Below are 20,726 nucleotides of genomic sequence, written 5' to 3'. Positions count from 1 at the left end.
AACCCACGGAATGCGCACGGACACCGGCCAGGTCTTCAAACTCGAAGACTATCGCCCCAACGACTACCTCATTCCGAAAACCGACCTTACCTTCCGCCTTTCGCCAGACGCAACGCGTGTCACCGCCGTGCTCACGATAGAGCGTCGTGACGACGTCTCCGTGTCGGCACCCCTGGTGCTCGACGGCGACGGGCTGACCCTCAAGCGCATAGAGATCGACGGCAACAAGGTAAAGCCGGCGGATCTGCTGGCGACGCCCGATCAACTGACCATCCTCAAGCCGCCGGCGGCGCGTCGCTTCCAGTTGCTCATAGAGACCGAGGTGGCGCCGGCCGGCAACGAAGCCCTGATGGGCCTCTACCGCTCGAGCCATGTCTACTGCACGCAATGCGAAGCCGAGGGCTTTCGCCGCATCACCTATTTCCTCGATCGTCCCGACATCCTGTCCGTCTACACGGTGCGCATAGAGGCAATACGTGACGAAGCGCCGCTGCTCCTGTCCAACGGCAACCCGGTCGACAGGGGCGACCTCGGCGACGGCTGGCACTATGCAGTGTGGCACGACCCTTTCCCCAAGCCGTCCTATTTGTTCGCGCTGGTGGCCGGCAATCTCGGCCAGCTTGCAGACAGTTTCGTCACGCTATCGGGCCGCACGATCGAACTCGGCATCTATGTCGAGCCCGGCAAGGAGAAGCTGGCCGGCTACGCGATGGATGCCCTGAAGCGGTCGATGAAATGGGACGAGGAGGCGTTCGGCCGCGAATACGATCTCGACGTCTTCAACATCGTCGCCGTGTCCGACTTCAACATGGGCGCGATGGAGAACAAGGGCCTCAACATCTTCAACGACAAGTATGTGCTGGCCGACCGGGAGACCGCGACGGACGCCGATTTCGCCAATATCGAGGCGATCATCGCGCATGAGTATTTCCACAATTGGACAGGCAACAGAATCACTTGCCGCGACTGGTTCCAGCTCTGCCTGAAGGAAGGCCTGACGGTTTTCCGCGATCACGAATTCTCTGCCGACCAGCGTTCGCGCGCGGTCAAGCGCATCGCCGAAGTGCGCACCTTGCGCGCCCACCAGTTTCCCGAGGACCAAGGTCCGCTGGCGCATCCGGTGCGGCCGCGCCGCTACCGCGAAATCAACAATTTCTACACCGCGACGGTCTACGAGAAGGGCTCCGAAGTGGTGCGCATGATCCGCACAATTCTCGGTGCCGACGTCTTTCGCGCCGGCATGGACCTCTATTTCGAGCGACACGACGGTGACGCGGCGACGATCGAGGATTTCATCAAGGTGTTCGAGGATACGTCCGGCCGCGACCTGTCGCAGTTCGCGCTCTGGTATCATCAGGCAGGCACGCCGAACCTGACGATCAGTTCGACGCACAATCCGGCCGCGCAAGAATTCACGCTCGAAATCGAGCAGTCGGTGCCGCCGACACCGTCCGAAAGCCGCAAGCGGCTGATGCACATCCCGCTGGCTTTCGGCCTGATCGGCGCCGGCGGCAATCCTGTGCCGTATAGCGGCGTCGAAGGCGCCGGCGTCGAGGACGGCGTCATCCATATCCGCAAGCGTCGCCACATGGTGCGGTTTTCAGGCGTCACTGAGCGCCCGGCCGTGTCGCTCAACCGCGGCTTTTCGGCGCCGGTGACATTGTCCGTCGAGCAGAAAGCCGACGACCAGTTCTTTCTCGCCCGCCATGACAGCGACGCCTTCTCGCGCTGGCAGGCCTTCAACACATTGCTGACCGATGCGCTGATCACCGCTTTCCGCGAGGTCCTCGGCGGCAAGCAGCCGGCCTTTGCACCGCGGCTGATCGAACTCGCCGGCAGCATCGCCGGTGACGATACGCTGGAGCCGGCCTATCGAGCACTGGCGCTGGCATTGCCCGGCGAAGCCGACATTGCCCGCGACATCGGCAGGAACATCGACCCCAATGCCATCTATGCGGCTCGCGAGGCACTGGCGTTGGCGATCGGCACTGCGAACCGGGACGTTTTTTCGGGCCTCTACCGCAGCCTTGCCGACAGAGAAGCGTTCAGCCCCGACGCGGCGAGCGCCGGACGACGCGCCTTGCGCAACACCTTGCTGGATTATCTGTCGCTGCAGCCGGGTGGAGCAGCACTCGCTGCCGGGCATTTCCAGTCGGCTACCAACATGACCGACCGCGCGGCAGCACTTGCCGTGCTCGCGCATCGTCACCACGGTTCGCCCGAGGCGGTCGAGGCGCTGGCGGCTTTCGAGACGACCTATGGGTCCGACCCGCTGGTCATGGACAAATGGTTCCAGATCCAGGCCAGCGTTCCGGGGCCGCAAACCGTCGACACCGTGAAGGCCCTGACCAACCACCCGGCCTTCTCGATGGGCAATCCAAATCGAGTTCGCTCGCTGATCGGCACCTTCTCCAGCGCCAACCAGACCGGCTTCCATCGTGCTGACGGCGAAGGCTACTGGTTCTTTGCTCAGACTGTGCTCGAGGTCGAAAAACGCAACCCGCAAGTGGCGGCAAGGCTGGCGACGGCGCTCAGATCGTGGCGTTCACTCGAACCTTTGCGGCAAGCCAAGGCCAGGGAAGCGCTGCTGTCGATCGCCGGCGCCGAAAACCTGTCGGCGGATCTGCGCGATATCGTCGAGCGCACGCTGGCTTAGGGAGAGCGATCTCCCCCCTTGCTCGTGGGGGAGATCGACCATTTCGGCGTTATTTTAGTCGATTTTTAATCTTTTTTCGCCGGACCACTGGACAAGGCGAATCACCTTTGATTCTTTACTGACGATTCGGATGTGCGGCGTTTGCCGGATCGCCAAGCAGCATAGGCAAATTCGGGGAGTGCCATTTATGGCGAAGGCGGACGCGTGGGGCGCGCCCGGAGGGACGGTTTTTGCGCATCGCGAGACGCGCGGCGACGGTCTTGCCGGGAATACGCGGCTCATCGCCGAACCGGCCTACCGGCGGCTTCTGGCCGCCGAGCCGCTGCTGCGCCGATCAATACCCGCCCTCATCATCACCTTCCTGATCGTCATCGCAGCGCTGCGCGTGCTGTCACTGATGAACGAGCGCTACGATGTCGAGCGCAATGCCAAGGCGATCCTGACGCTGGCGGCGGGCCAGTTGGCCAGTTCGCTCGCCACCACCTCGGAAACGGTGCCCGGCGCCATACAGGATCTGCTGGAGACCACCAGCCGTCAGGGCGCGATGGGCCGCAGCCATGTGCTTGTCATCACCGACAGCGCTTTCAAGATCGTCGCGGTCACGCCGCGCTCGATGCCATGGCAGGGCCATTCGCTGGACGGCCTCGTCGAGGGCGGCCAGCCCTTGTTCATGTTCGGCGATCGTGCCGGCGTCATGGACGTCAACATCGGCGGACGGGACTGGTACGCCGCGGTCAGCCTGGCGGATGGCGGAAAGGGCGCATCGGCGGCCCTGGTGCCACAGGACGCGGTTTTCGATGCCTGGCGCAAGACCGTTTCGCTGAACGTCACCCTGTTCGTGCTGACGGCCGGCGTGCTGATCGTCATCCTCTATGCCTATTTCGGCCAGGCCGCGCGTGCGCAGGCGGCCGACCGCATCTACCTCGAAGCGCATCAGCGCATCGACATGGCGCTGGTTCGCGGCCGCTGCGGCCTGTGGGACTGGGACATGGTGCGCGGCAAGATGTACTGGTCGCGCTCGATGTACGACATGCTCGGCTACAAACCCTGCGACACGATGCTGTCCTTCGGCGAGGTCGATCAGATCATCCATCCCGAGGACGGCGACCTGTTCGAGCTCGCCAACAGAATCGTCGCACGCGAGATCGACCACATCGACCAGGTGTTCCGCATGCGCCACGCCGACGGCCAATGGATCTGGATGCGCGCACGGGCGCAGGTCATCGATCCGGTAGCCCCGGAGATCCAGCTGATCGGAATTGCCGTCGACGTCACCGAACAGCGTCATCTGGCGCTGCGTTCCGAGGCTGCCGACCTTCGCCTCAGAACGGCGATCGAGAACATCAACGAATCCTTCGTGCTGTGGGATTCGACGCAGCGCCTGATCATGTGCAATTCCAAATACCAGCAGGACAACGGGCTTTCGGACCGCGACGTGATGCCGGGCACCGCGCGCGCAGCGCTGGAAGAACGCATGCTGGCCTTTGCTTCCGAACGGCGGCTTGCCCACACCAGCGGTCTGCAGGGCGGCGCCACTTTCGAGCGGCAGCTGGCCGATGGCCGCTGGCTGCAGGTCAACGAACTGAAGACCCGGGACGGCGGCATCGTCTCGGTCGGCTCCGACATCACCCAGATCAAGCTGCACCAGGAGAAGCTGGTCGACAGCGAGCGCCGGCTGATGGCAACGATCCATGATCTCAGCCTCGCGCGGCGGGCCGAAGAGGAGCGCTCGCGCGAACTGGTCGACCTCAACCGCAAATACATGAAGGAAACCGAACGGGCCGAAGCGGCGAACCGGGCCAAATCCGAATTCCTGGCCAACATGTCGCATGAGTTGCGCACGCCGCTGAACGCGATCATCGGCTTCTCCGAACTGATGGAACAAGGGCTGTTCGGCCCGCTCGGATCGGAGCGCTACGAAGAATATGCCACCGACATCAACAGCAGCGGCAAATATCTCCTGGGCGTCATCAACGACATTCTCGACATGTCCAAGATCGAGGCCGGCCAGTTTTCGCTGGACCGGGAAGAGATCGATCTTGGCCCGCTGATCAGCGAAACGGTTCGCGTCGTCTCGCTGCAGGCGGCGCAAAAGGCCATCACCGTGGAAACGCGCATTGCCGATGCGCTGACGCTGGTCGCCGATCGCCGCGCGATCAAGCAGATCGTCATCAACCTTTTGTCCAATGCGGTGAAATTCACCGGCCAGGGCGGCCACATATCGGTCAGGGCCCGCAACACATCCGGCGCGCTGGTGCTGACGATCGAGGACAATGGCTGCGGCATTCCCAAGGAGGCGCTCGGCAAGCTAGGACGGCCCTTCGAGCAGGTGCAGAACCAGTTCTCCAAGAGCCATGCCGGGTCTGGCCTTGGCCTTGCCATCTCACGTTCGCTGGCCGAGCTTCAGGGCGGCGCGCTGAAGATCCGGTCGAGCGAAGGTGTCGGCACGATCGTGTCGGTGCGCATTCCGGTGAAGAGGGCCGTGCCGGCGATCAAGGTTGCAGCGTGAATATTTTATCACCATCCCAGGCCTGATCCCACCTCATGGACGCGAGGTGAAACGCTTTGACAAAGTTATCTATTTTATCCACCTTAGATAAGAAAGGTAGACTTTGTCATGCGAGTGACTTCAACAGAATTCCAGCAGAATGTCGGGCGTTTTCAGGACGCTGCCCAGCGTGCGCCGGTCGCAATCACAAAGAATGGCCGGACCCACACGGTACTCCTGTCGGCGGCGATGTTCGAGGTGTTGGTCAAGGGACGAGTCGCCCGTAACGCGGAAGAACTGGATGATGAGACGCTGAACGCCATCGCCGAAAGCGCCGTACCGAGCGAATATGCCGGGCTCGATGCGATGCTCAAAGACTGGACACCGTGAGCCTGCCCAAACCTATCCCGGGTCTGGTGATTTCCTATTCTTACCTCTGGGTGAGAGAACACGAAAGGGTGCCGAAGAAGGTCGCAAAAACCGACCATGCGCCATTGTCGCCGCGCGCCGGGTCGTGGAGGGCCGTGAAGTCATAACGGTCGTTCCGGTCACACACTCGCCACCGGCTGATCCTGCCGATGCAGTAGAAATACCTGCGCCACTCAAAGCCCATCTCTGCCTCGATGACACGCCGTCATGGATCGTCGTGACCGAAACCAATGACTTCCTCTCGCCGGGTCCCGATCTCAGGCCCATCGCGAGAAGCAAACCGTCCCGATTCGACTATGGTATGCTGCCGCCGCGCTTCTACGCCTATCTGCGGGAGAGAATTTTGCAGGCTCACGCACGCCGCGCGCTCCGGCAGATTCGGCGAACAGAGTAGCTGCATGAGACTGGAAACACGAAACGTCTTCAATTCCAAGGGACGATCGCTTCACGGTGATCCCGAACGAAACAAAAGATCAAAGTCCTTCCTGACCTTCTGCGACGTCTCCTTGAGGTGTGCTTCCAGCACACCGAAATCCGGCAAGTCGGTCACCGCCAGAAGCAGATCCGAAAGCCCCGGCGGAACGTCGTCGCGCTCAAAGGCTCCGGTGAGGCACAGCCGCGTCATCTGGGTCAGTGCAAGATAGAGCGCGTAGGCATCGCCAAGCTCCTGCCTTATCCCGGCATCGGCGAAGCCCGGTGCGAGGCGCGACAGGATCTCGGCGGTGCCGGTGGCGCGGCGCCCGGTCTCGACCTGCCCGGTGATGACGGCCACCTGGGCGATGAATTCCAGATCGATCAATCCTCCGGGAATAAGCTTGATGTCCCAGAGATCGCGCGGCGGCTTTTCCTTCTCGATCATGGCCCGCATGTCCGCAGCCTCGGCCATCACCTTGGCGGCGTCGCGCGGCTGTCCAAGCACCGTCGCCACTTCCGCTTCAACCTCGCCGCACAGGCTGGCGTCGCCGGCAATGGCGCGGGCGCGGGCCAGCGCCATGTGTTCCCAGGTCCAGGCTTCCTGGCGCTGGTATTTCTTGAAGGCATCGATATGGGTGGCCACCGGCCCCTTGTTGCCGGACGGCCGCAGGCGCAGGTCGAGTTCGTAGAGCACGCCCTCCGCCGTCGGCGCGGACACCGCCGCGATCAGCCTTTGCGTCATGCGGGTGTAGTAATGCGAAGGCGCCAGCGGCTTGTCGCCGTTGGACTCTTCGGCATCCGGCGCGTGGTCGTAGAGCAGGATCAGGTCGACATCCGATCCGGCAGTCAACTCGCGGCTGCCGAGCTTGCCCATGCCGAGCAGCGAAACCACGCCGCCGGCAATGATGCCGTGGCGTGCCGCGAATTCGGCCGTCACCGCCTTCAACGCAGCCTCGATGGTGAGATCCGCCAGATCGGAAAAGGCGCGGCCGGCCCGCGCCGGATCGATCGAGCCGGCGAGCAGCCGGACACCAATCAGGAATTTCTGCTCGGAGGCAAAAATGCGCAGCCGGTCGAGCACATCCTCGTAAAGTCGGTCGCCCTCGACGAAGGCGGAAAGCCGCGCCGACAGATAGGCGCGGTCCGGTAGTTCGGTGAGCAAGGCCGGGTCGAGCAAACCATCGAAGACATGCGGCCTGCGGGTGATGATCGCCGCCAGCCGGGGGGCGGCCCCCATGATCGTCGCCAGAAGCTTCAGCAGGGCAGGATTGGACTGCAGCAGGGAGAACAGCTGGATGCCAGCCGGCAGGCCGGCGAGAAACTCGTCGAAGCGCATCAGAGCTTCGTCGGCCCGGCGCGTCTGGCCGAAGGCGCGCAGCAGCGCCGGCGTCAGTTCCGTCAGCCGCTCGCGTGCCTCCGCCGACTGGGTGAGGCGATAGCGGCCGAAATGCCAGCCACGGATGACGCGGCAGATGTCGCTTGGCCGCTGGAAGCCGAGCCCGTGCAAGGTCTGCAGCGTATCGGGATCGTCGACATCGCCGGTGAAGACCAGGTTGCCGATGCCGGTCGACAGTTCGGGTGCTGTTTCGAACAGTGCCGCGTAGTGACGTTCGACCTGCTGCAGCGAGGCACGGAACGCTTGAGAAAAGGCAGAAGCATCGGCAAAGCCGAGCATGTAGGCGATGCGCTCCAGGCCTTCATCATCTTCCGGCAGCGTGTGCGTCTGCTCGTCGGCAACCATCTGCACGGCGTGTTCGACGCGGCGCAGGAACCAGTACTGGCGGGCGAGCGCATCGCGCGCCTCGGCGGTGATCCAGCCGCGGGTCGCAAGCTCGCCGAGCATCGGCACGGTCTCGCGGCCACGCAGTTCAGGGAAGCGTCCGCCGGCGATGAGCTGCTGGGTCTGGACGAAGAACTCGATCTCTCGAATGCCGCCGCGGCCAAGCTTGACGTTGTGGCCTTTGACCGCAATCTCGCCATGGCCCTTGTGGGCGTGGATCTGGCGCTTGATCGAATGGACGTCGGCAATCGCCGCGTAGTCCATGTATTTGCGCCAGATATAGGGCTGCAACTCCTTGAGGAAGGCCGCACCCGCGGCCAGATCGCCTGCCACCGGCCGTGCCTTGATCATCGCGGCGCGCTCCCAGTTCTGGCCGCGTGCTTCATAGTAGCGCAGTGCCGCCTCGACCGGGATCGCCAGCGGTGTCGAACCGGGGTCTGGGCGCAGTCTCAGATCGGTGCGGAAGACATAACCGTGTTCGGTGCGGTCCTGCAGGATGCGCACCAGGCGGCGCGTCAGCCTCGAAAACAACTCGGTGGCGTCGAGCGGATCGACGACGGCGGGCGCTTCCGGATCGAAGAAAACCACCAGATCGATGTCGGAGGAAAAATTCAGCTCATGCGCGCCGAGCTTACCCATGCCGAGCAGGATCCAGCCCGACTGTTTCGATGGATTGCCGACATCCGGCAGTTTGAGTTTGCCCTGGCCATGCGCGTCACGCAGCAGGAAGTCGACGGCCGCACGGGTGCAGGCGTCTGCAAGATCGCTCAATCGCCGGACCGTCAGCGCCGTTTCGGCCTCGCCGGCAAGATCGGCCAGCGCGATCAGGAAATGCGCCTCCGCCTTCCACTGGCGCAGCTCCATCATCAGGCCGGATTCCGAGACTGCTTCGGCTGGATGCACCTGGTCGATGGCGGCGCCGATCGCCTTCAGCCGAGCCTCGATCGTCTGCTCGAACAGCCCGTCCAGGATTTGCGGCCGGCGACGTGCGGTATCGCGCAGGAACGGCGACAGATCGAAGACGGCGGCAAGGAAATCCTGGCCCTCCCCTTTGCCTGCCAGGAACTTGGCCAGCCGCGTCAGTCCTTCTTCGCGCGCGGCGGAAGCGATCTCGGCCAGTTCCAGCCGCGCACGGTCCTTGTCGAGCGGGGCAAGCCTGGCAGCCGGCTTCAGCCGCCATCCAGTCTCCACCCGCTTCGCTGCAGTGCTCATCAGTGATCCTCCCGAGCCGGGAAACTCATGACCACGGATAGTCCAGGATTGCCAGGCAAGAGTTCAAGCCGGCCATTGTGGAACGTCATGACCGCCTTGGCGAGGCTGAGGCCAAGACCGGAACCCGGCTGCGAACGGCTCTTCTCCAGCCGCACGAAACGTTCCGTGGCGCGCGCGCGGTCGCCATCGTCGGGAATGCCGTGTCCATTGTCGGTAACCGACAGGCGAACGTCCGCACCGGTTCGCTCCAGCGTGACGCGCACCGCCGGCTGGGCATTGGCGCCGGTGGAATATTTGATGGCGTTGTCGACGATGTTCGACAGCGCCTGGCCGATCAGTTCGCGGTTGCCGTCGACGGACGCCGCCTTGCGCGCGTCTGCTTCCAGTGACACGCCTGCCTCTTCCGCCACCGGCTCGTAGAGTTCGACGACATCGCGCACGGCCTCCGCCAGATCGACGCGGTTGGTGTTCTCCGAGGAGTAGCCAGCCTCCAGCCGGGAGATCATCAGGATGGCGTTGAAGGTTTTTATCAACTGGTCTGACTCGGCAATGGTGCCTTCCAGCGCCTGCCGGTAGTCGGTAGCCTTTTGCTTGCCCGAAAGCGTCGCTTCGGCCCGGTTGCGCAGCCGGGTCAGCGGCGTCTTCAGATCATGCGCGATGTTGTCGGAAACCTGCTTCAAGCCTTCATTCAGCGCGGCGATCCTGGCCAGCATGGCATTGAGATTTTCGGAGAGCCGGTCGAACTCATCGCCAACCCCCGTCACCGGCAGCCTGCCCGACAGATCGCCGCCCATAATGCGGCGGCTGGCTTCCGACACGCTGTCGATGCGCTTCAGCGCGGCGCGGCCGACAAAAAACCAGATCAGCAATCCGCCCAGTCCCATCATGCCGAGCGCCAGCATCAGCGCACGGCGGATGACCGCACGAAACCGCTCCGGCTCGCCAAGGTCGCGGCCGACCAGCATGATCATCTGGTTCGGCAGCCGCAGCACCAGCGCAATGGCGTTGTGGCCCTTTTCGCCCTGCGCCTGCGCATCGTTCTGCTCGGATTGGGTGGTGGTACCCTGCTCGGCGGGAAGGTTGCGCAGGCGCTCGAGCTCTCCCTCGCCAAAGCGCTGATAAGAGAACGGACTGCTGGTCCAGCCTTCGTTCTCGAGAACGCCCGGCTCCAGGCTCTGCACATTGCCGGTCAGGATTTGGCCGTTGGCGTCGGCGATCAGGTAAAGGTTGGCGCCGGGCTGGCGCGAGCGCTGTTCCACCACGCGCACCAGGATCGGCAGGCCACCGCGCTGGTAGGCGCGGGCAAGGCCGAGCACTTCGTCATTGATGGTCTCCTGCGTCTGCGCGGTCAGCATTCGCGCCGACAGCGACGTCATGTAGAAGACGAGTGCCACCGCGCACAGCGCGAAGAGCAGGAAGTAGAGCGCCGAAAGCCGGGCTGCCGTCGTCTTCATGATGGCTGGCACGGAAAGAGCCATGCCGCAGCTAGCCGCTCTTCAGCATATAGCCGGCGCCGCGAACCGTATGCAGGATGGGCTTGTCGAAGCCCTTCTCGATCTTGCCGCGCAGCCGGGAGACATGAACGTCGATGACATTGGTCTGCGGATCGAAATGGTAGTCCCAGACATTTTCCAGCAGCATGGTGCGTGTCACCACCTGGCCGGCATGCCGCATCAGATATTCGAGCAAGCGGAATTCACGCGGCTGCAGCGTTATCTCGCGTGACGCACGGCGGACCGAATGCGACAGCCTGTCGAGTTCGAGATCGCCGACGCGGTAGACGGTTTCGGCTTCCTTGGCGCTGGGGCGACGGTTCAGAACCTCAACGCGGGCGAGAAGCTCGGAGAAGGCATAGGGTTTCGTCAGGTAGTCGTCGCCGCCGGCGCGCAGCCCCGTGACCCTATCATCGACCTCGCCGAGCGCCGACAGGATCAGCACCGGCGTCGTGTTGCCCCTGGACCGGAGACCGGCAATGACCGACAGGCCGTCGCGACGCGGCATCATCCGGTCGATCACCATCACGTCGTAGTCGCCGGCGTCGGCGAGCGCAAAGCCGGTTTCGCCGTCACCGGCGACATGAGCGGTGTGACCGGCCTCGGCAAAGGCTTTCTGCAAGTAATCCGCAGCCTCGCGATCGTCTTCTATGACGAGAATCTTCATAGGGCTGTTATACGCGATTTCGCCGGAAGGTTGAGTGGCAGACATCTGCATTGTGGCCTTTGCCAAAGCGCACCGCGATCAAGATTGCCCGAAGCCGTGCGCGATAAAGCTGCTCGCCGCCGATGTCGTTTGCATCGGATCGCGGAAGCGCTTTTGAAAGTGTGCGGCAGCGGACGATGGGAAGCCCGCTGCCGCCGGGGGAAGGCGCGATGACTGACTAACGCGCGCTCCTCCATGCTTTCCCGCACGGCGGCTCGGGGTATTGAAACTGCCGCACTGGAAAAGTCCAACCTGCCGCCGGAACGCCCTCACCCACCTGGAAAGGCCGAGAGAACGCTCCGGGACCGACCTCAGCCTTTGGCGACGGGCAGCGCGACGAACCGATTGGTGTCGTCGCGGGTGATCTGCATCAGCACTGCCTTGCGGCCGGATTTGACTGCTTCGGTCATCGCCTTGGTGACGTCTTCGGTGCCGTTCACTTCGGTCGAATTGACTGACGTGATGACGTCGCCCGGCTGGATGCCGCGATCGGCGGCGTCGCTGTCGGGATCGACATCGGTCACCACCAGTCCCTTGCCGTTTTCAGACTTGGTAACGGTCAGGCCGAGATCGGCCAGCGTGTCGGGCTTGGCCGGGGCGGCGGGCTGCTGCTGATCGACAGAGGCCTGCTTGTCGCTCGAAGGCAGTTTGCCGAGATCGACCTTGACCGTCTGGCTCTTGCCGTCGCGCCACACGGTGACGTCGACCGATTTGCCAGGCGAGAAGGCGCCGATCAACCGTGCCAGTTCCTTCGGCGAAGCGACGTCCTTGCCGTCGACCTGGGTGATCACGTCACCGGCCGTGATGCCCGCCTTCTTGCCGGGACCATCGTCCTGCGCGCTGGAAACCAGTGCGCCGTTGTTGGACTTCAGACCAAGCGACTCAGCGATGTCGGAGGTGACCGGCTGGATTTCGACGCCGAGCCAGCCGCGCTGCACGGAACCGCTCTTCATCAGGTCCTGAACGACCTGCTTGGCGGTCGAAGCGGGAATGTCGAAGGCGATGCCGACGCTGCCGCCGGACGGCGAGAAGATCGCGGTGTTGATGCCGACGACCTGGCCGTTGAGGTTGAAGGTCGGGCCGCCAGAATTGCCGCGGTTGACCGATGCGTCGATCTGGATGAAGTCGTCATAAGGGCCAGCGCCGATGTCACGGCCGCGGGCGGAGACGATGCCGGCGGTGACGGTTCCACCAAGGCCGAACGGATTGCCGACGGCCACCACCCAGTCGCCGACGCGAACCTTGGAGTCATCGGCGAAGTCGACATAGGTAAACTTGCCGACGCCGTCGACCTTAAGCACGGCGAGATCGGTGCGCGGGTCGGTGCCGACCAGCTTGGCGTCGAGTTCCTTGCCGTCATGCATCACCACGGTGAAGGCCGAGCCTTCCGAAACGACGTGGTTGTTGGTGACGAGGTAGCCGTCATCCGAGATGAAGAAGCCGGACCCTTGAGCAACCGGCCGCGGCTGGTCGTTGTTGCGGTCGCGGTGGCTGAAGCGCCTGTTGCCGCCACCCTGGCCGTCCTGGTCACCAAAGCCACGGAATTCCTTGAAGAAGCGGCGCAGCTGTGGATTGTTGGGCAGGTTGTTCATGCCATCCTGGTCGTCGGACGGGTCGGAGCCATCATCGGCGGCCGGGCTGATCTTGGCCTTGACCTTGACGCTGACAACGGCGGGAGAAACGCGCTCGACGACATCGGCGAAGCCCGGCACCTGCGGCGCCTCGACGCGCACGGCATCGGCCAGAACAGGGCTGGTTCCGCTGGTCAGCGCGCCAACGCCGATCGCACCGGCCACCGCGACAGATGCGACGGCAGCCATGAGACGCTTGCGGGTGACCGAATATGAATTGGGGGCAATATTCATGGATTTCTTATCCTCTTTCAACGGACGCTGCTTGGTCGGCATCCTCAGGAAAGGAGAATTAGAGCGGCACACATTACAGCGCCATTTCCGACACATGAAACTTTGGTAATGTTTGGGAGTCAGGGGACGTACAATCCCCTTGGCTGCCATGTCCGATGTGCTATCTTGTACACAACTCAGCACAAGGCTTTCATAAATGACAGCAAGCACCACCATGACCATCCGGGTCTCTCCCGAAACCAAGCTGAAGCTGGAGCGGATCGCCACCGACACCCGGCGTAGCAAATCGTTCCTCGCCGCCGAGGCGGTCTCGGCCTACGTCGATCGCGAACTCGATATCATTGAAGGCATCAAACGCGGCATGGAAGATGCGGCGGCTGGCCGTGTCGTGCCTCACGACGATGCGATGGCGGAAATCGACGCAGTCATCGAATCGGCGGAAGCCAGGCGCTTGGGCAAGGCGTGAAGCGGTTCGTCGCCTGGTCGCGAGAAGCGCTGGACGATCTTAAGCAGCAAGTTGCCTTTATCGCTCAGGACAATCCTGCTGCCGCCCGACGCCTGGCGGATCGTATTCATGAAATGGGCCAGGGCCTTGGTGAGATGGCGACGGGCCGCCCAGGCCGAGTGACAGGCACATATGAGAAGCTCATCGACCGCCTGCCCTACATCATTGCCTATGAGTTGCGCCCAATCGCTGGCCGTCAGAGCGTCGTTATCCTGCGCGTCATTCACACGTCGCGAGACTGGCCCTCGGAGGAATGGCCAAGCTAATTGCCTAGTATCTTGTCCAGCGCCGCCTGTTCCTCAGTGGTCAACGCATTGGTCGCCAGCACGCGGCGCGACCGCGCGGTCAGCACGATGAAAACGCCTCCTATCAGCAACAGCAGGACGGGCGTGCCCCATAGCAACGCATTGCGCAGGTCGAAACGCGGCTTCAGCAGCACGAACTCGCCATAGCGCGAAACCACGTAGTCCATGACCTGCTGGTCGGTGTCGCCGGCGACGAGGCGCTGACGCACAAGGACGCGCAAGTCGCGGGCAAGGTCGGCATCGGATTCGTCGATCGACTGGTTCTGGCAGACCATGCAGCGCAAGCCTTCCGACAGCGCCCGCGCCCGCGCCTCCAGCGTTGGATCAGGCAGCACCTCGTCAGGCTTCACCGCCGAGGCCGTGCCGGCAAAGTACAGCGCCAGCAGCAGGATAATGGAGGTCAGAGAAAGCCGCGCGTTCATGGCAGGGTCGCGGATGGCACCGCGCTCGCCTGCTTGCGCCGCCGCGACGGCGCGCCGACGCGCAGGCGCCGGTCCATCAGTGACATCGCCGCGCCCGCCATCATCATCAGGCCGCCGCCCCAGATCAACGTCACCAGCGGCTTCCACCACAAACGCACGACGACGGAACCGTCATTGCCCTCGTCGCCGAGCGAGATGTAGAGCTGCGAGAAACCAATCGTCCTGATGCCCGATTCCGTCGTCGTCATCTGCCGCACCGGATAAAACCGTTTGGCGGAGCTGATTTCGCCAACAGGGCTGCCGCTGATGCCGATCAGTTCGAAGCGGCCGAGATCCTCGCTGTAATTCGGTCCCTGGGCCGGATAAAGCCCGACGAAACGCAGCGTATGGCCGGAGAGTTCGACGGTCTCACCGGCATGCATCGACAGGATCTTCTCGGTGCCGAAGCAAAGTGTGCCGACGATGCCGAGCGTGGTCAGGCCCAAGCCAAGGTGAGCGAAGGCGGTGCCGAAGACCGAGCGCGGCAGGCCGAGCAAGCGCCTGACCATGATCCCCGCTGCGACATTGCCGACCCCCGATTTGACGGCGAGGTCGGTGAGCGCGCCAAGGATCAGCCAGACGGCAAGGCCAACGCCCAGGGCTGCGAACACCGAGGCGCCGTCGATGAACAGAACGGTGACCAGCGTCGCCAGCAGCGCCGCTGCAAAGGCCACCATAAGGCGCTGCGCGACGGCGAAGACATCGCCACGCTTCCAGGCCAGCAAAGGCCCGAACGGAACCACGAGCAGCAGCGGCACCATCAGCGGTCCGAAGGTGAGATTGAAGAACGGCGCGCCGACCGAGATCTTGTCGGCTGAAAAGGCTTCGACGGCGAGCGGATAGAGTGTGCCCACGAGGACGGTCGCCGTCGCCGTCGTCAGGAACAGATTGTTGAGGACCAGCGCCCCTTCTCGGGAAATCGGTTGGAACAGGCCGCCGGTCGTCACCCGGGAAGCGCGCAGCGCAAACAGCGCCAGCGAGCCGCCGATAAACAGCGTCAGTATGCACAGGATAAACACGCCGCGCGTCGGATCGGTGGCAAAGGCGTGCACCGAGGTCAGCACGCCTGAACGCACGAGGAAGGTGCCGAGCAGCGACAGCGAAAAGGTCAGGATGGCGAGCAGCAGCGTCCAGATCTTCAGCGCCGAGCGCTTTTCCATGACGATGGCCGAATGGAGCAGCGCGGTCCCCGCCAGCCACGGCATGAAGGAGGCGTTCTCGACCGGATCCCAGAACCAGAAACCGCCCCAACCGAGCTCGTAGTAGGCCCAGTACGATCCCATGGCGATGCCGCCGGTCAGGAACATCCAGGCGACCAGCGTCCACGGCCGCACCCAGCGTGCCCAGGACGCGTCGATGCGGCCTTCGATGAGAGCGGCAACCGAGAAGGAAAAACAGATCGAGAAGCCGACATAGCCGAGATAGAGAAAAGGCGGGTGAATGGCGAGGCCGAGATCCTGCAGGATCGGGTTGAGATCGCGGCCTTCGATCGGCGCCGGATTGAGCCGGATGAACGGATTGGACGTCGCCAGGATGAACAGGAAGAAGGCGGCGCCGATGGCGCCTTGCACCGCAAGCACATTGGCGCGCAGCGTCGCCGGCAGGTTGGAGCCGAAAGCGGCGACGAGCGCGCCGAAGAAGGTCAGGATCAACACCCAAAGCAGCATCGAGCCTTCATGATTGCCCCAAGTTCCGGTGATCTTGTAGATCAACGGCTGCAAGGAATGCGAGTTTTCCCACACGCTTGCCACCGAGAAATCGGAGCTTGCATAGGCACTCGCCAACGCTGCGAAGGACAGCGCCGTCAAGGCAAAGCCGGTCACTGCGACCGGACCGCCGACGGCCATGAGGCGCTGGTTGTTCAGGCGCGCGCCAAACAGCGGCACCACCGTCTGCACCAGCGAAAGCGCAAACGCCAGGACGAGGGCGAAATGTCCCGTTTCAACCATGCCCGTGATCCATTGTCGCTCTCCTGCCGGAGCTATTCACTCTTGTTCTCCTGCCAGACGCCCTTGGCCTTGAGGCCCTCCGCAACCTCCTTGGGCATGTAGCGCTCATCATGCTTGGCCAGCACGCTATCGGCAACAAAAACCCCGTCCGGGCCGAAAGTACCCTCGGTTATGACGCCCTGCTCTTCGCGGAAAAGGTCGGGCAGGATGCCGGTGTAGGTGACCTTGACCGATTTGTGCGTGTCGGTCACCGAAAAGCCGACCGTGGCCCCCTGCCCGCGCTGGATCGTGCCTTTTTCGACCAATCCACCCAACCGGATGCGCTGGCCAGGCTGAACACTGGCGGTGGTGAGATCGGCCGGCATGTAGAAATAGGAGGCCTTCTGGCCAAGCGCGTAAAAAGTCAGCCCGGTCGCGGCAGCCAGGAAGACCAGCCCGCCCGCGATCACCGACAATCGTTTCTGCTTGCGCGTCATGTCTTGTTCTACTCCGTCGCCGCAAGCCCAAGCGAAGCGGCAAAGGCAGTGAATTTCTTCGCCTGGTCACTGTCGGCTCCAAAGACGGCAATGGCGCGACCGAGCGCCTCACGCGCCTGATCGGCCTTGCCGAGCACGACATAGGAACGAACGAGCCGCATCCATCCTTCCGGGTCGCGCGGATTTTGCCGCAGTTTGTCGTCGAGGCCGGCGACCATCGTATTGATCATGGTCTCCCGGTCCTGCGGCGACATCGAGGATGCGGCGTCGACATCGCCGGCATCGGGACCATTGGTGGTGCCGCCGGAAGCGACGTCGGAGCCTCCGGATTTGGCGAGCGCCTGCTCGACGGCACCGCGCCATGGCGAATCCGGCGGCAATCTGCCCAGCATCGCCTGCCATGCCGTGGTCGCTTCCTTGGCGCGACCCTCCTGCGCCAATGCCATGGCCAGGTAGAAGCTGGCCTTCGCATTGGCCGGATCGAGCTTCAGGGCTGCTTCGAAAGCATCCTGGGCATCGGCCGAGACAATGCCGCCTGCCGCGCTGGCGATCGCCTCGCCGAGACCGGCTTGGCGAACGGCGCTGTCGCCATCGAGCCGAATGGCGTTGCGATAGGCTCCTGCCGCGTCGGAAAAGCGCTGCATGCGCAGATAGACCGGTGCCAGAACGTCCCAGCCCCTGCCGTCAGTGGGATTGGCGGCCAGATGGGCTTCGGCCCGCGCCACCAGCTCGTCGACCGAACTGTCGGCGGGATTCTTGGCCAACCGCTCGCTGAGCGGTTGCGACGGCAGGTCAGGAGAGCCAAGCTTGACATAGAGCCCCCAACTGACCAGCGGCACCGCCAGCACGGCTACGGTTGCCACCAGCCTTGCCGTGATCGACGCTCGGCCAGGGTTTGCGCCGCCGGCGGTACCCGCATTGTCAAGGCGAAGGATGCGGCGAGCGATCTCGGCGCGGGCCTCGGCGGCTTCGGCCGGCTGGATCAAGCCACGCGCGGCGTCGCGGTCAAGCTCGGACAATTGGTCCCGATAGACTTCGAGATCATGTTCGCCGCTCGACGACGCGCCCTTGGCGCTGGCGGCCAGCGGCAGCAGCACCGCCAGGCTTGCACCCAGCGTGAGAATGGCGGCTATGACCCAGAACAGCATGGTTCTTCCAATACCGGCAGAGCTCTGCCGTGCCAACAGATGCATGCTGCGACGCTTTGACGACGCCAGCCGCCAATCGTCGGCCGACGGTCGTCAGGTCAGCGGCGTCCAGCTGCCATCGGCGTTGCGGCAAGCGGTTCCACGCGCCGTGACCCCGGCGCCGGCGGAAAACACCGTCTGCGTGTACTGGCGGCAGTCCTGCGAACCGACGCGGTACGGCTGGGCCGGAACCACCTCGCCGTAGCGCGAAGCCTGAGCGCCCTTCCACGTCACCTTCTGGCCGCTGGTCGTATATTCTAGCGCCTTGTATTCAGCCTCGAGCGCGCTGCGCTTCTCGGTCTCGCTGAGGCCGTTGCCGATCGCCCCGCTGATGAGGCCGCCGCCCATCGCCGAAATGATCGTCGTGGTCACCTTGCCGCTGGAAGGAGGTGTCGAGGCCGGTGTCACTGCCACGGCCGGACCCTTGCCGCTCAAGGTGGTGCAGCCGGAAACGGCCAGCAATGCGGAAACGAGAGCGACGCGAATCTTCATGCCAACAACCGATTTTCTTGAGTGGGAGCCTGCCATGGATGCGCCGGGGGCCGCGTCATCGGAGAAGTTGGCGTGGCCATAGTATTGATATTTGTCGGAAATTTGGCCGCTGGCCGCTGCGAGACCAATCGACATGCCGCCAATAACATCTCCCGTCCCTCTATGTCGATTGGCCCTGGTGAACATCACTGAAGGCTCCGCAATCGCACCACCGCCTTCAATCCGCCCATACCGGACCGTTCGAGCGCCAGAACGCCTCCATACTCGTTGACAAGGTCTGCGACAATGGCCAGCCCCAGACCTGTTCCGGGCTTTGTCTCGTCCAGACGCCGTCCCCGCTTCAGCGCGTCGCGCGCCTTGTCCTCGGGAATGCCTGGACCGTCATCCTCTATGCCGATCTCAAACAGGCCGGCCGGGTCGTCCTTGCCGGTCAAGGGCACGACCGAAACCTGCACCGCGCTCTTTGCCCATTTCATCGCGTTTTCAAGGAGATTGCCCAGCAACTCCTCAAGGTCCTCGCGCTCGCCGGCGAAGACGATCTCGGCCGCCGGCAGCGACAGCGACAGATTTGTCCGCGGATTGAGCTTCTGCATAACCCGCACCATGCGCTGCACCAGCGGCGTCACCGGCGTGCGGTAGACGACGCTGTCGCGTTGTGCCGCGACGCGGGCGCGCTGGAGATAGTGTTCAACCTGCTTCTGCATGGAAGCGGCCTGTTCGGCGATCAGCTGCCCCTTGGCACCGCCGAGCGCGCGGCCCTCGTTGAGCAGTACCGCCAGCGGCGTCTTCAGCGAATGGGCGAGATTGCCGACCTGTGTTCGCGACCGCTCGACGATGCGCCTGTTGTTTTCGATCAAGGCATTGGTTTCGTTGGCAAGCGGTTCGATCTCGGCCGGGAAGCGGCCGTCGAGCCTCTGGGCGGTGCCTTCGCGCACCATGGCTAGCGCGTTCCTGACCCGGCGCAGCGGCTGCAGGCCGAGCAGGATGGCGATCGCGTTGATGGCGATCATGCCGACGCCGAACAGGCTGAGATAGGTCAGCAGGCGGCGCTGAAAGGTAGCGATTTCCTGTTCGAGTTCGCTCTGGTTGCCCATGACGCGGAAACGCGCGGCCCGGTTCTTGGCGTCGAGAACGAATTCGCTCTCGAAAACTTCGAGTTGCTCGCCGTCGATGCCTTCGGCTGCGTAGCTGCGCTGAAAGCTGGCATTGAACGGCACCTCGGCAACGCTCGGCGACGGGATGTTTTTCAACATCGAAGACGAATGAAGATCACCATGCACACCTTCCGAAGCGGGCTCCACCGACCAGTACCAGCCCGAATTCGGCTCCGAGAACCGAAGGTCGCCGAGGTCTGGCGCGCCAGTCAGCGCCCCGCTGTCGGAGATGCCGATCGAACCGATCAGGTTGAACAGATGCGCCGAAAGCAGGCTGTCGAAGCCGCGTTCGCTGGCTTGGCGGTAGAGCGTGGTTATCAAGGTGAAGATGACGACGAGCGTCACGATCGCCCAGACCGTGGAAAAGGCGATGACGCGGAACGTCAGCGAACGCGGCCACAAACGCAGCGAAAGCGGCGTCCTTGCGGTTGGTTTGAGCGGTTCCGAGTTACGCCTCCGGCTCACGCATGCGGTAGCCCATGCCGCGCACGGTTTCGATCATGTCGATGCCCATCTTCTTGCGCAGCCGCCCGACAAACACCTCGATGGTGTTGGAATCGCGGTCGAAATCCTGATCGTAGAGGTGCTCGACCAGTTCGGTCCGCGAGACGACCTCGCCCATATGGTGCATCAGATAGGCAAGCAGGCGGAACTCGTGCGACGTCAGTTTCAGCGGCACGCCGTCGACATCGGCCTTGGAGGCCTTGGTGTCGAGACGCAGCGGCCCGCAGGTCAGTTCGGACGACGCATGGCCGGCAGCCCGCCGGATCAGGGCCCGCAGCCTCGCCAGCACCTCCTCGATGTGGAACGGCTTGGTGACGTAGTCATCGGCGCCGGCATCGATGCCGGAGACCTTGTCGCTCCAGCGGTCGCGCGCCGTCAGGATCAGCACCGGCATCTTGCGGCCGCCGCGTCGCCAACGCTCGACCACGCTGATGCCGTCCATCTGCGGCAGGCCGATATCGAGCACGACGGCGTCGTAGGGCTCGGTGTCGCCAAGGAAATGGCCTTCCTCGCCGTCGAAGGCGCGGTCGACGACATAGCCGGCATCGACCAGCGCATCCGATATCTGCCGATTGAGATCCTTGTCATCTTCGACGACGAGTACACGCATGCGGAGTTCGATACCTGTTGAAGAGCTTTACCTGTTGAAG

General features: G+C 63.4%; 16 protein-coding genes. 5 read left to right on the top strand and 11 right to left on the bottom strand.

Features of this window, described 5'->3' with window-relative positions; translation table 11 throughout:
• The first annotated feature begins 10 nt into the window (after positions 1-10).
• The 3 genes from pepN (at position 11) to NKI69_RS15395 (ending at position 5,534) form a co-directional block, all read left to right on the top strand.
• On the top strand, positions 11-2,656 hold the full coding sequence (pepN, locus tag NKI69_RS15405) for an aminopeptidase N (RefSeq protein ID WP_352721864.1): 2,646 nt from the start codon (positions 11-13) through the stop codon (positions 2,654-2,656).
• Between the two features lie 187 nt (positions 2,657-2,843).
• A complete protein-coding gene (locus NKI69_RS15400; protein ID WP_352721862.1) occupies positions 2,844-5,165 on the top strand; it encodes a PAS domain-containing sensor histidine kinase in 2,322 nt (773 codons plus the stop codon).
• Between the two features lie 108 nt (positions 5,166-5,273).
• The gene (locus tag NKI69_RS15395) at positions 5,274-5,534 is read left to right on the top strand and encodes a type II toxin-antitoxin system prevent-host-death family antitoxin (protein ID WP_023812822.1); all 261 of its coding nucleotides are present in this window, start codon (positions 5,274-5,276) and stop codon (positions 5,532-5,534) included.
• A 484-nt stretch (positions 5,535-6,018) separates the two neighbouring features.
• Here NKI69_RS15395 and NKI69_RS15390 read toward each other — a convergent pair whose 3' ends face one another.
• The 4 genes from NKI69_RS15390 to NKI69_RS15375 all read right to left on the bottom strand — a co-directional run bounded on the left by NKI69_RS15390 (position 6,019) and on the right by NKI69_RS15375 (position 13,043).
• The gene (locus tag NKI69_RS15390; protein ID WP_352721860.1) at positions 6,019-8,979 is read right to left on the bottom strand and encodes a bifunctional [glutamine synthetase] adenylyltransferase/[glutamine synthetase]-adenylyl-L-tyrosine phosphorylase; all 2,961 of its coding nucleotides are present in this window, start codon (positions 8,977-8,979) and stop codon (positions 6,019-6,021) included.
• Positions 8,979-10,457 (bottom strand): sensor histidine kinase, encoded by a 1,479-nt coding sequence (locus NKI69_RS15385; RefSeq protein ID WP_352721858.1) that lies wholly within the window; start codon positions 10,455-10,457, stop codon positions 8,979-8,981. The genes NKI69_RS15390 and NKI69_RS15385 overlap by 1 nt, the downstream gene beginning before the upstream one ends.
• A 7-nt stretch (positions 10,458-10,464) precedes the next feature.
• Entirely contained in the window at positions 10,465-11,139 is a 675-nt protein-coding gene (locus NKI69_RS15380; RefSeq protein WP_352721856.1) for a response regulator transcription factor, read from the bottom strand.
• A gap of 350 nt (positions 11,140-11,489) precedes the next feature.
• The gene (locus NKI69_RS15375) at positions 11,490-13,043 is read right to left on the bottom strand and encodes a Do family serine endopeptidase (protein ID WP_352721854.1); all 1,554 of its coding nucleotides are present in this window, start codon (positions 13,041-13,043) and stop codon (positions 11,490-11,492) included.
• A 196-nt stretch (positions 13,044-13,239) separates the two neighbouring features.
• On the opposite strand from NKI69_RS15375, the gene NKI69_RS15370 reads away from it, so the two are divergent.
• Both NKI69_RS15370 and NKI69_RS15365 read left to right on the top strand, forming a co-directional pair.
• Complete coding sequence (locus tag NKI69_RS15370; protein ID WP_023812816.1) at positions 13,240-13,509, top strand: CopG family ribbon-helix-helix protein; 270 nt, start codon at positions 13,240-13,242, stop codon at positions 13,507-13,509.
• The gene (locus NKI69_RS15365; RefSeq protein WP_128303003.1) at positions 13,506-13,814 is read left to right on the top strand and encodes a type II toxin-antitoxin system RelE/ParE family toxin; all 309 of its coding nucleotides are present in this window, start codon (positions 13,506-13,508) and stop codon (positions 13,812-13,814) included. The genes NKI69_RS15370 and NKI69_RS15365 overlap by 4 nt, the downstream gene beginning before the upstream one ends.
• Here NKI69_RS15365 and NKI69_RS15360 read toward each other — a convergent pair.
• From NKI69_RS15360 to NKI69_RS15330, 7 genes are all read right to left on the bottom strand, one after another.
• Entirely contained in the window at positions 13,811-14,275 is a 465-nt protein-coding gene (locus NKI69_RS15360; protein WP_352721852.1) for a cytochrome c-type biogenesis protein, read from the bottom strand. The two genes, NKI69_RS15365 and NKI69_RS15360, sit on opposite strands and share 4 nt — an antisense overlap.
• The gene (locus NKI69_RS15355; protein WP_352721850.1) at positions 14,272-16,263 is read right to left on the bottom strand and encodes a heme lyase CcmF/NrfE family subunit; all 1,992 of its coding nucleotides are present in this window, start codon (positions 16,261-16,263) and stop codon (positions 14,272-14,274) included. Before NKI69_RS15355 ends, NKI69_RS15360 begins: the two co-directional genes overlap by 4 nt.
• Before the next feature lie 32 nt (positions 16,264-16,295).
• Positions 16,296-16,739: a cytochrome c maturation protein CcmE gene (gene ccmE / locus NKI69_RS15350; protein WP_352721848.1), complete on the bottom strand. Its 444-nt coding sequence runs from the start codon at positions 16,737-16,739 to the stop codon at positions 16,296-16,298.
• A gap of 8 nt (positions 16,740-16,747) precedes the next feature.
• Positions 16,748-17,887, bottom strand: a complete 1,140-nt coding sequence (gene ccmI, locus NKI69_RS15345) for a c-type cytochrome biogenesis protein CcmI (protein WP_352721846.1) — start codon at positions 17,885-17,887, stop codon at positions 16,748-16,750.
• A 93-nt stretch (positions 17,888-17,980) separates the two neighbouring features.
• Positions 17,981-18,418 carry an RT0821/Lpp0805 family surface protein gene (locus tag NKI69_RS15340; RefSeq protein WP_127292574.1) on the bottom strand — a complete coding sequence of 146 codons (438 nt, stop codon included), beginning with the start codon at positions 18,416-18,418 and terminating at the stop codon, positions 17,981-17,983.
• Between the two features lie 185 nt (positions 18,419-18,603).
• Complete coding sequence (locus NKI69_RS15335; protein WP_352721843.1) at positions 18,604-20,037, bottom strand: ATP-binding protein; 1,434 nt, start codon at positions 20,035-20,037, stop codon at positions 18,604-18,606.
• Complete coding sequence (locus NKI69_RS15330; RefSeq protein WP_023812809.1) at positions 20,021-20,686, bottom strand: response regulator transcription factor; 666 nt, start codon at positions 20,684-20,686, stop codon at positions 20,021-20,023. Before NKI69_RS15330 ends, NKI69_RS15335 begins: the two co-directional genes overlap by 17 nt.
• Between the last annotated feature and the right edge of the window lie 40 nt (positions 20,687-20,726).

Source organism: Mesorhizobium sp. M0491 (genome assembly GCF_040321265.1).
Lineage (GTDB): Bacteria > Pseudomonadota > Alphaproteobacteria > Rhizobiales > Rhizobiaceae > Mesorhizobium.
Note: the sequence above shows the minus strand (reverse complement) of the source record. Positions and strands in the feature narration are given on the sequence as shown.

What these genes read in the sequence shown, in the direction of transcription:
- NKI69_RS15380 (WP_352721856.1), bottom strand. Translation starts at nt 11,139, where the DNA reads ATGAAGATTCTCGTCATAGAAGACGATCGCGAGGCTGCGGATTACTTG.
- NKI69_RS15375 (WP_352721854.1), bottom strand. Translation starts at nt 13,043, where the DNA reads ATGAATATTGCCCCCAATTCATATTCGGTCACCCGCAAGCGTCTCATG.
- NKI69_RS15370 (WP_023812816.1), top strand. Translation starts at nt 13,240, where the DNA reads ATGACAGCAAGCACCACCATGACCATCCGGGTCTCTCCCGAAACCAAG.
- NKI69_RS15360 (WP_352721852.1), bottom strand. Translation starts at nt 14,275, where the DNA reads ATGAACGCGCGGCTTTCTCTGACCTCCATTATCCTGCTGCTGGCGCTG.
- ccmI (WP_352721846.1), bottom strand. Translation starts at nt 17,887, where the DNA reads ATGCTGTTCTGGGTCATAGCCGCCATTCTCACGCTGGGTGCAAGCCTG.
- NKI69_RS15395 (WP_023812822.1), top strand. Translation starts at nt 5,274, where the DNA reads ATGCGAGTGACTTCAACAGAATTCCAGCAGAATGTCGGGCGTTTTCAG.
- pepN (WP_352721864.1), top strand. Translation starts at nt 11, where the DNA reads ATGCGCACGGACACCGGCCAGGTCTTCAAACTCGAAGACTATCGCCCC.
- NKI69_RS15340 (WP_127292574.1), bottom strand. Translation starts at nt 18,418, where the DNA reads ATGAAGATTCGCGTCGCTCTCGTTTCCGCATTGCTGGCCGTTTCCGGC.
- NKI69_RS15330 (WP_023812809.1), bottom strand. Translation starts at nt 20,686, where the DNA reads ATGCGTGTACTCGTCGTCGAAGATGACAAGGATCTCAATCGGCAGATA.
- NKI69_RS15390 (WP_352721860.1), bottom strand. Translation starts at nt 8,979, where the DNA reads ATGAGCACTGCAGCGAAGCGGGTGGAGACTGGATGGCGGCTGAAGCCG.
- NKI69_RS15385 (WP_352721858.1), bottom strand. Translation starts at nt 10,457, where the DNA reads ATGGCTCTTTCCGTGCCAGCCATCATGAAGACGACGGCAGCCCGGCTT.
- ccmE (WP_352721848.1), bottom strand. Translation starts at nt 16,739, where the DNA reads ATGACGCGCAAGCAGAAACGATTGTCGGTGATCGCGGGCGGGCTGGTC.
- NKI69_RS15355 (WP_352721850.1), bottom strand. Translation starts at nt 16,263, where the DNA reads ATGGTTGAAACGGGACATTTCGCCCTCGTCCTGGCGTTTGCGCTTTCG.
- NKI69_RS15400 (WP_352721862.1), top strand. Translation starts at nt 2,844, where the DNA reads ATGGCGAAGGCGGACGCGTGGGGCGCGCCCGGAGGGACGGTTTTTGCG.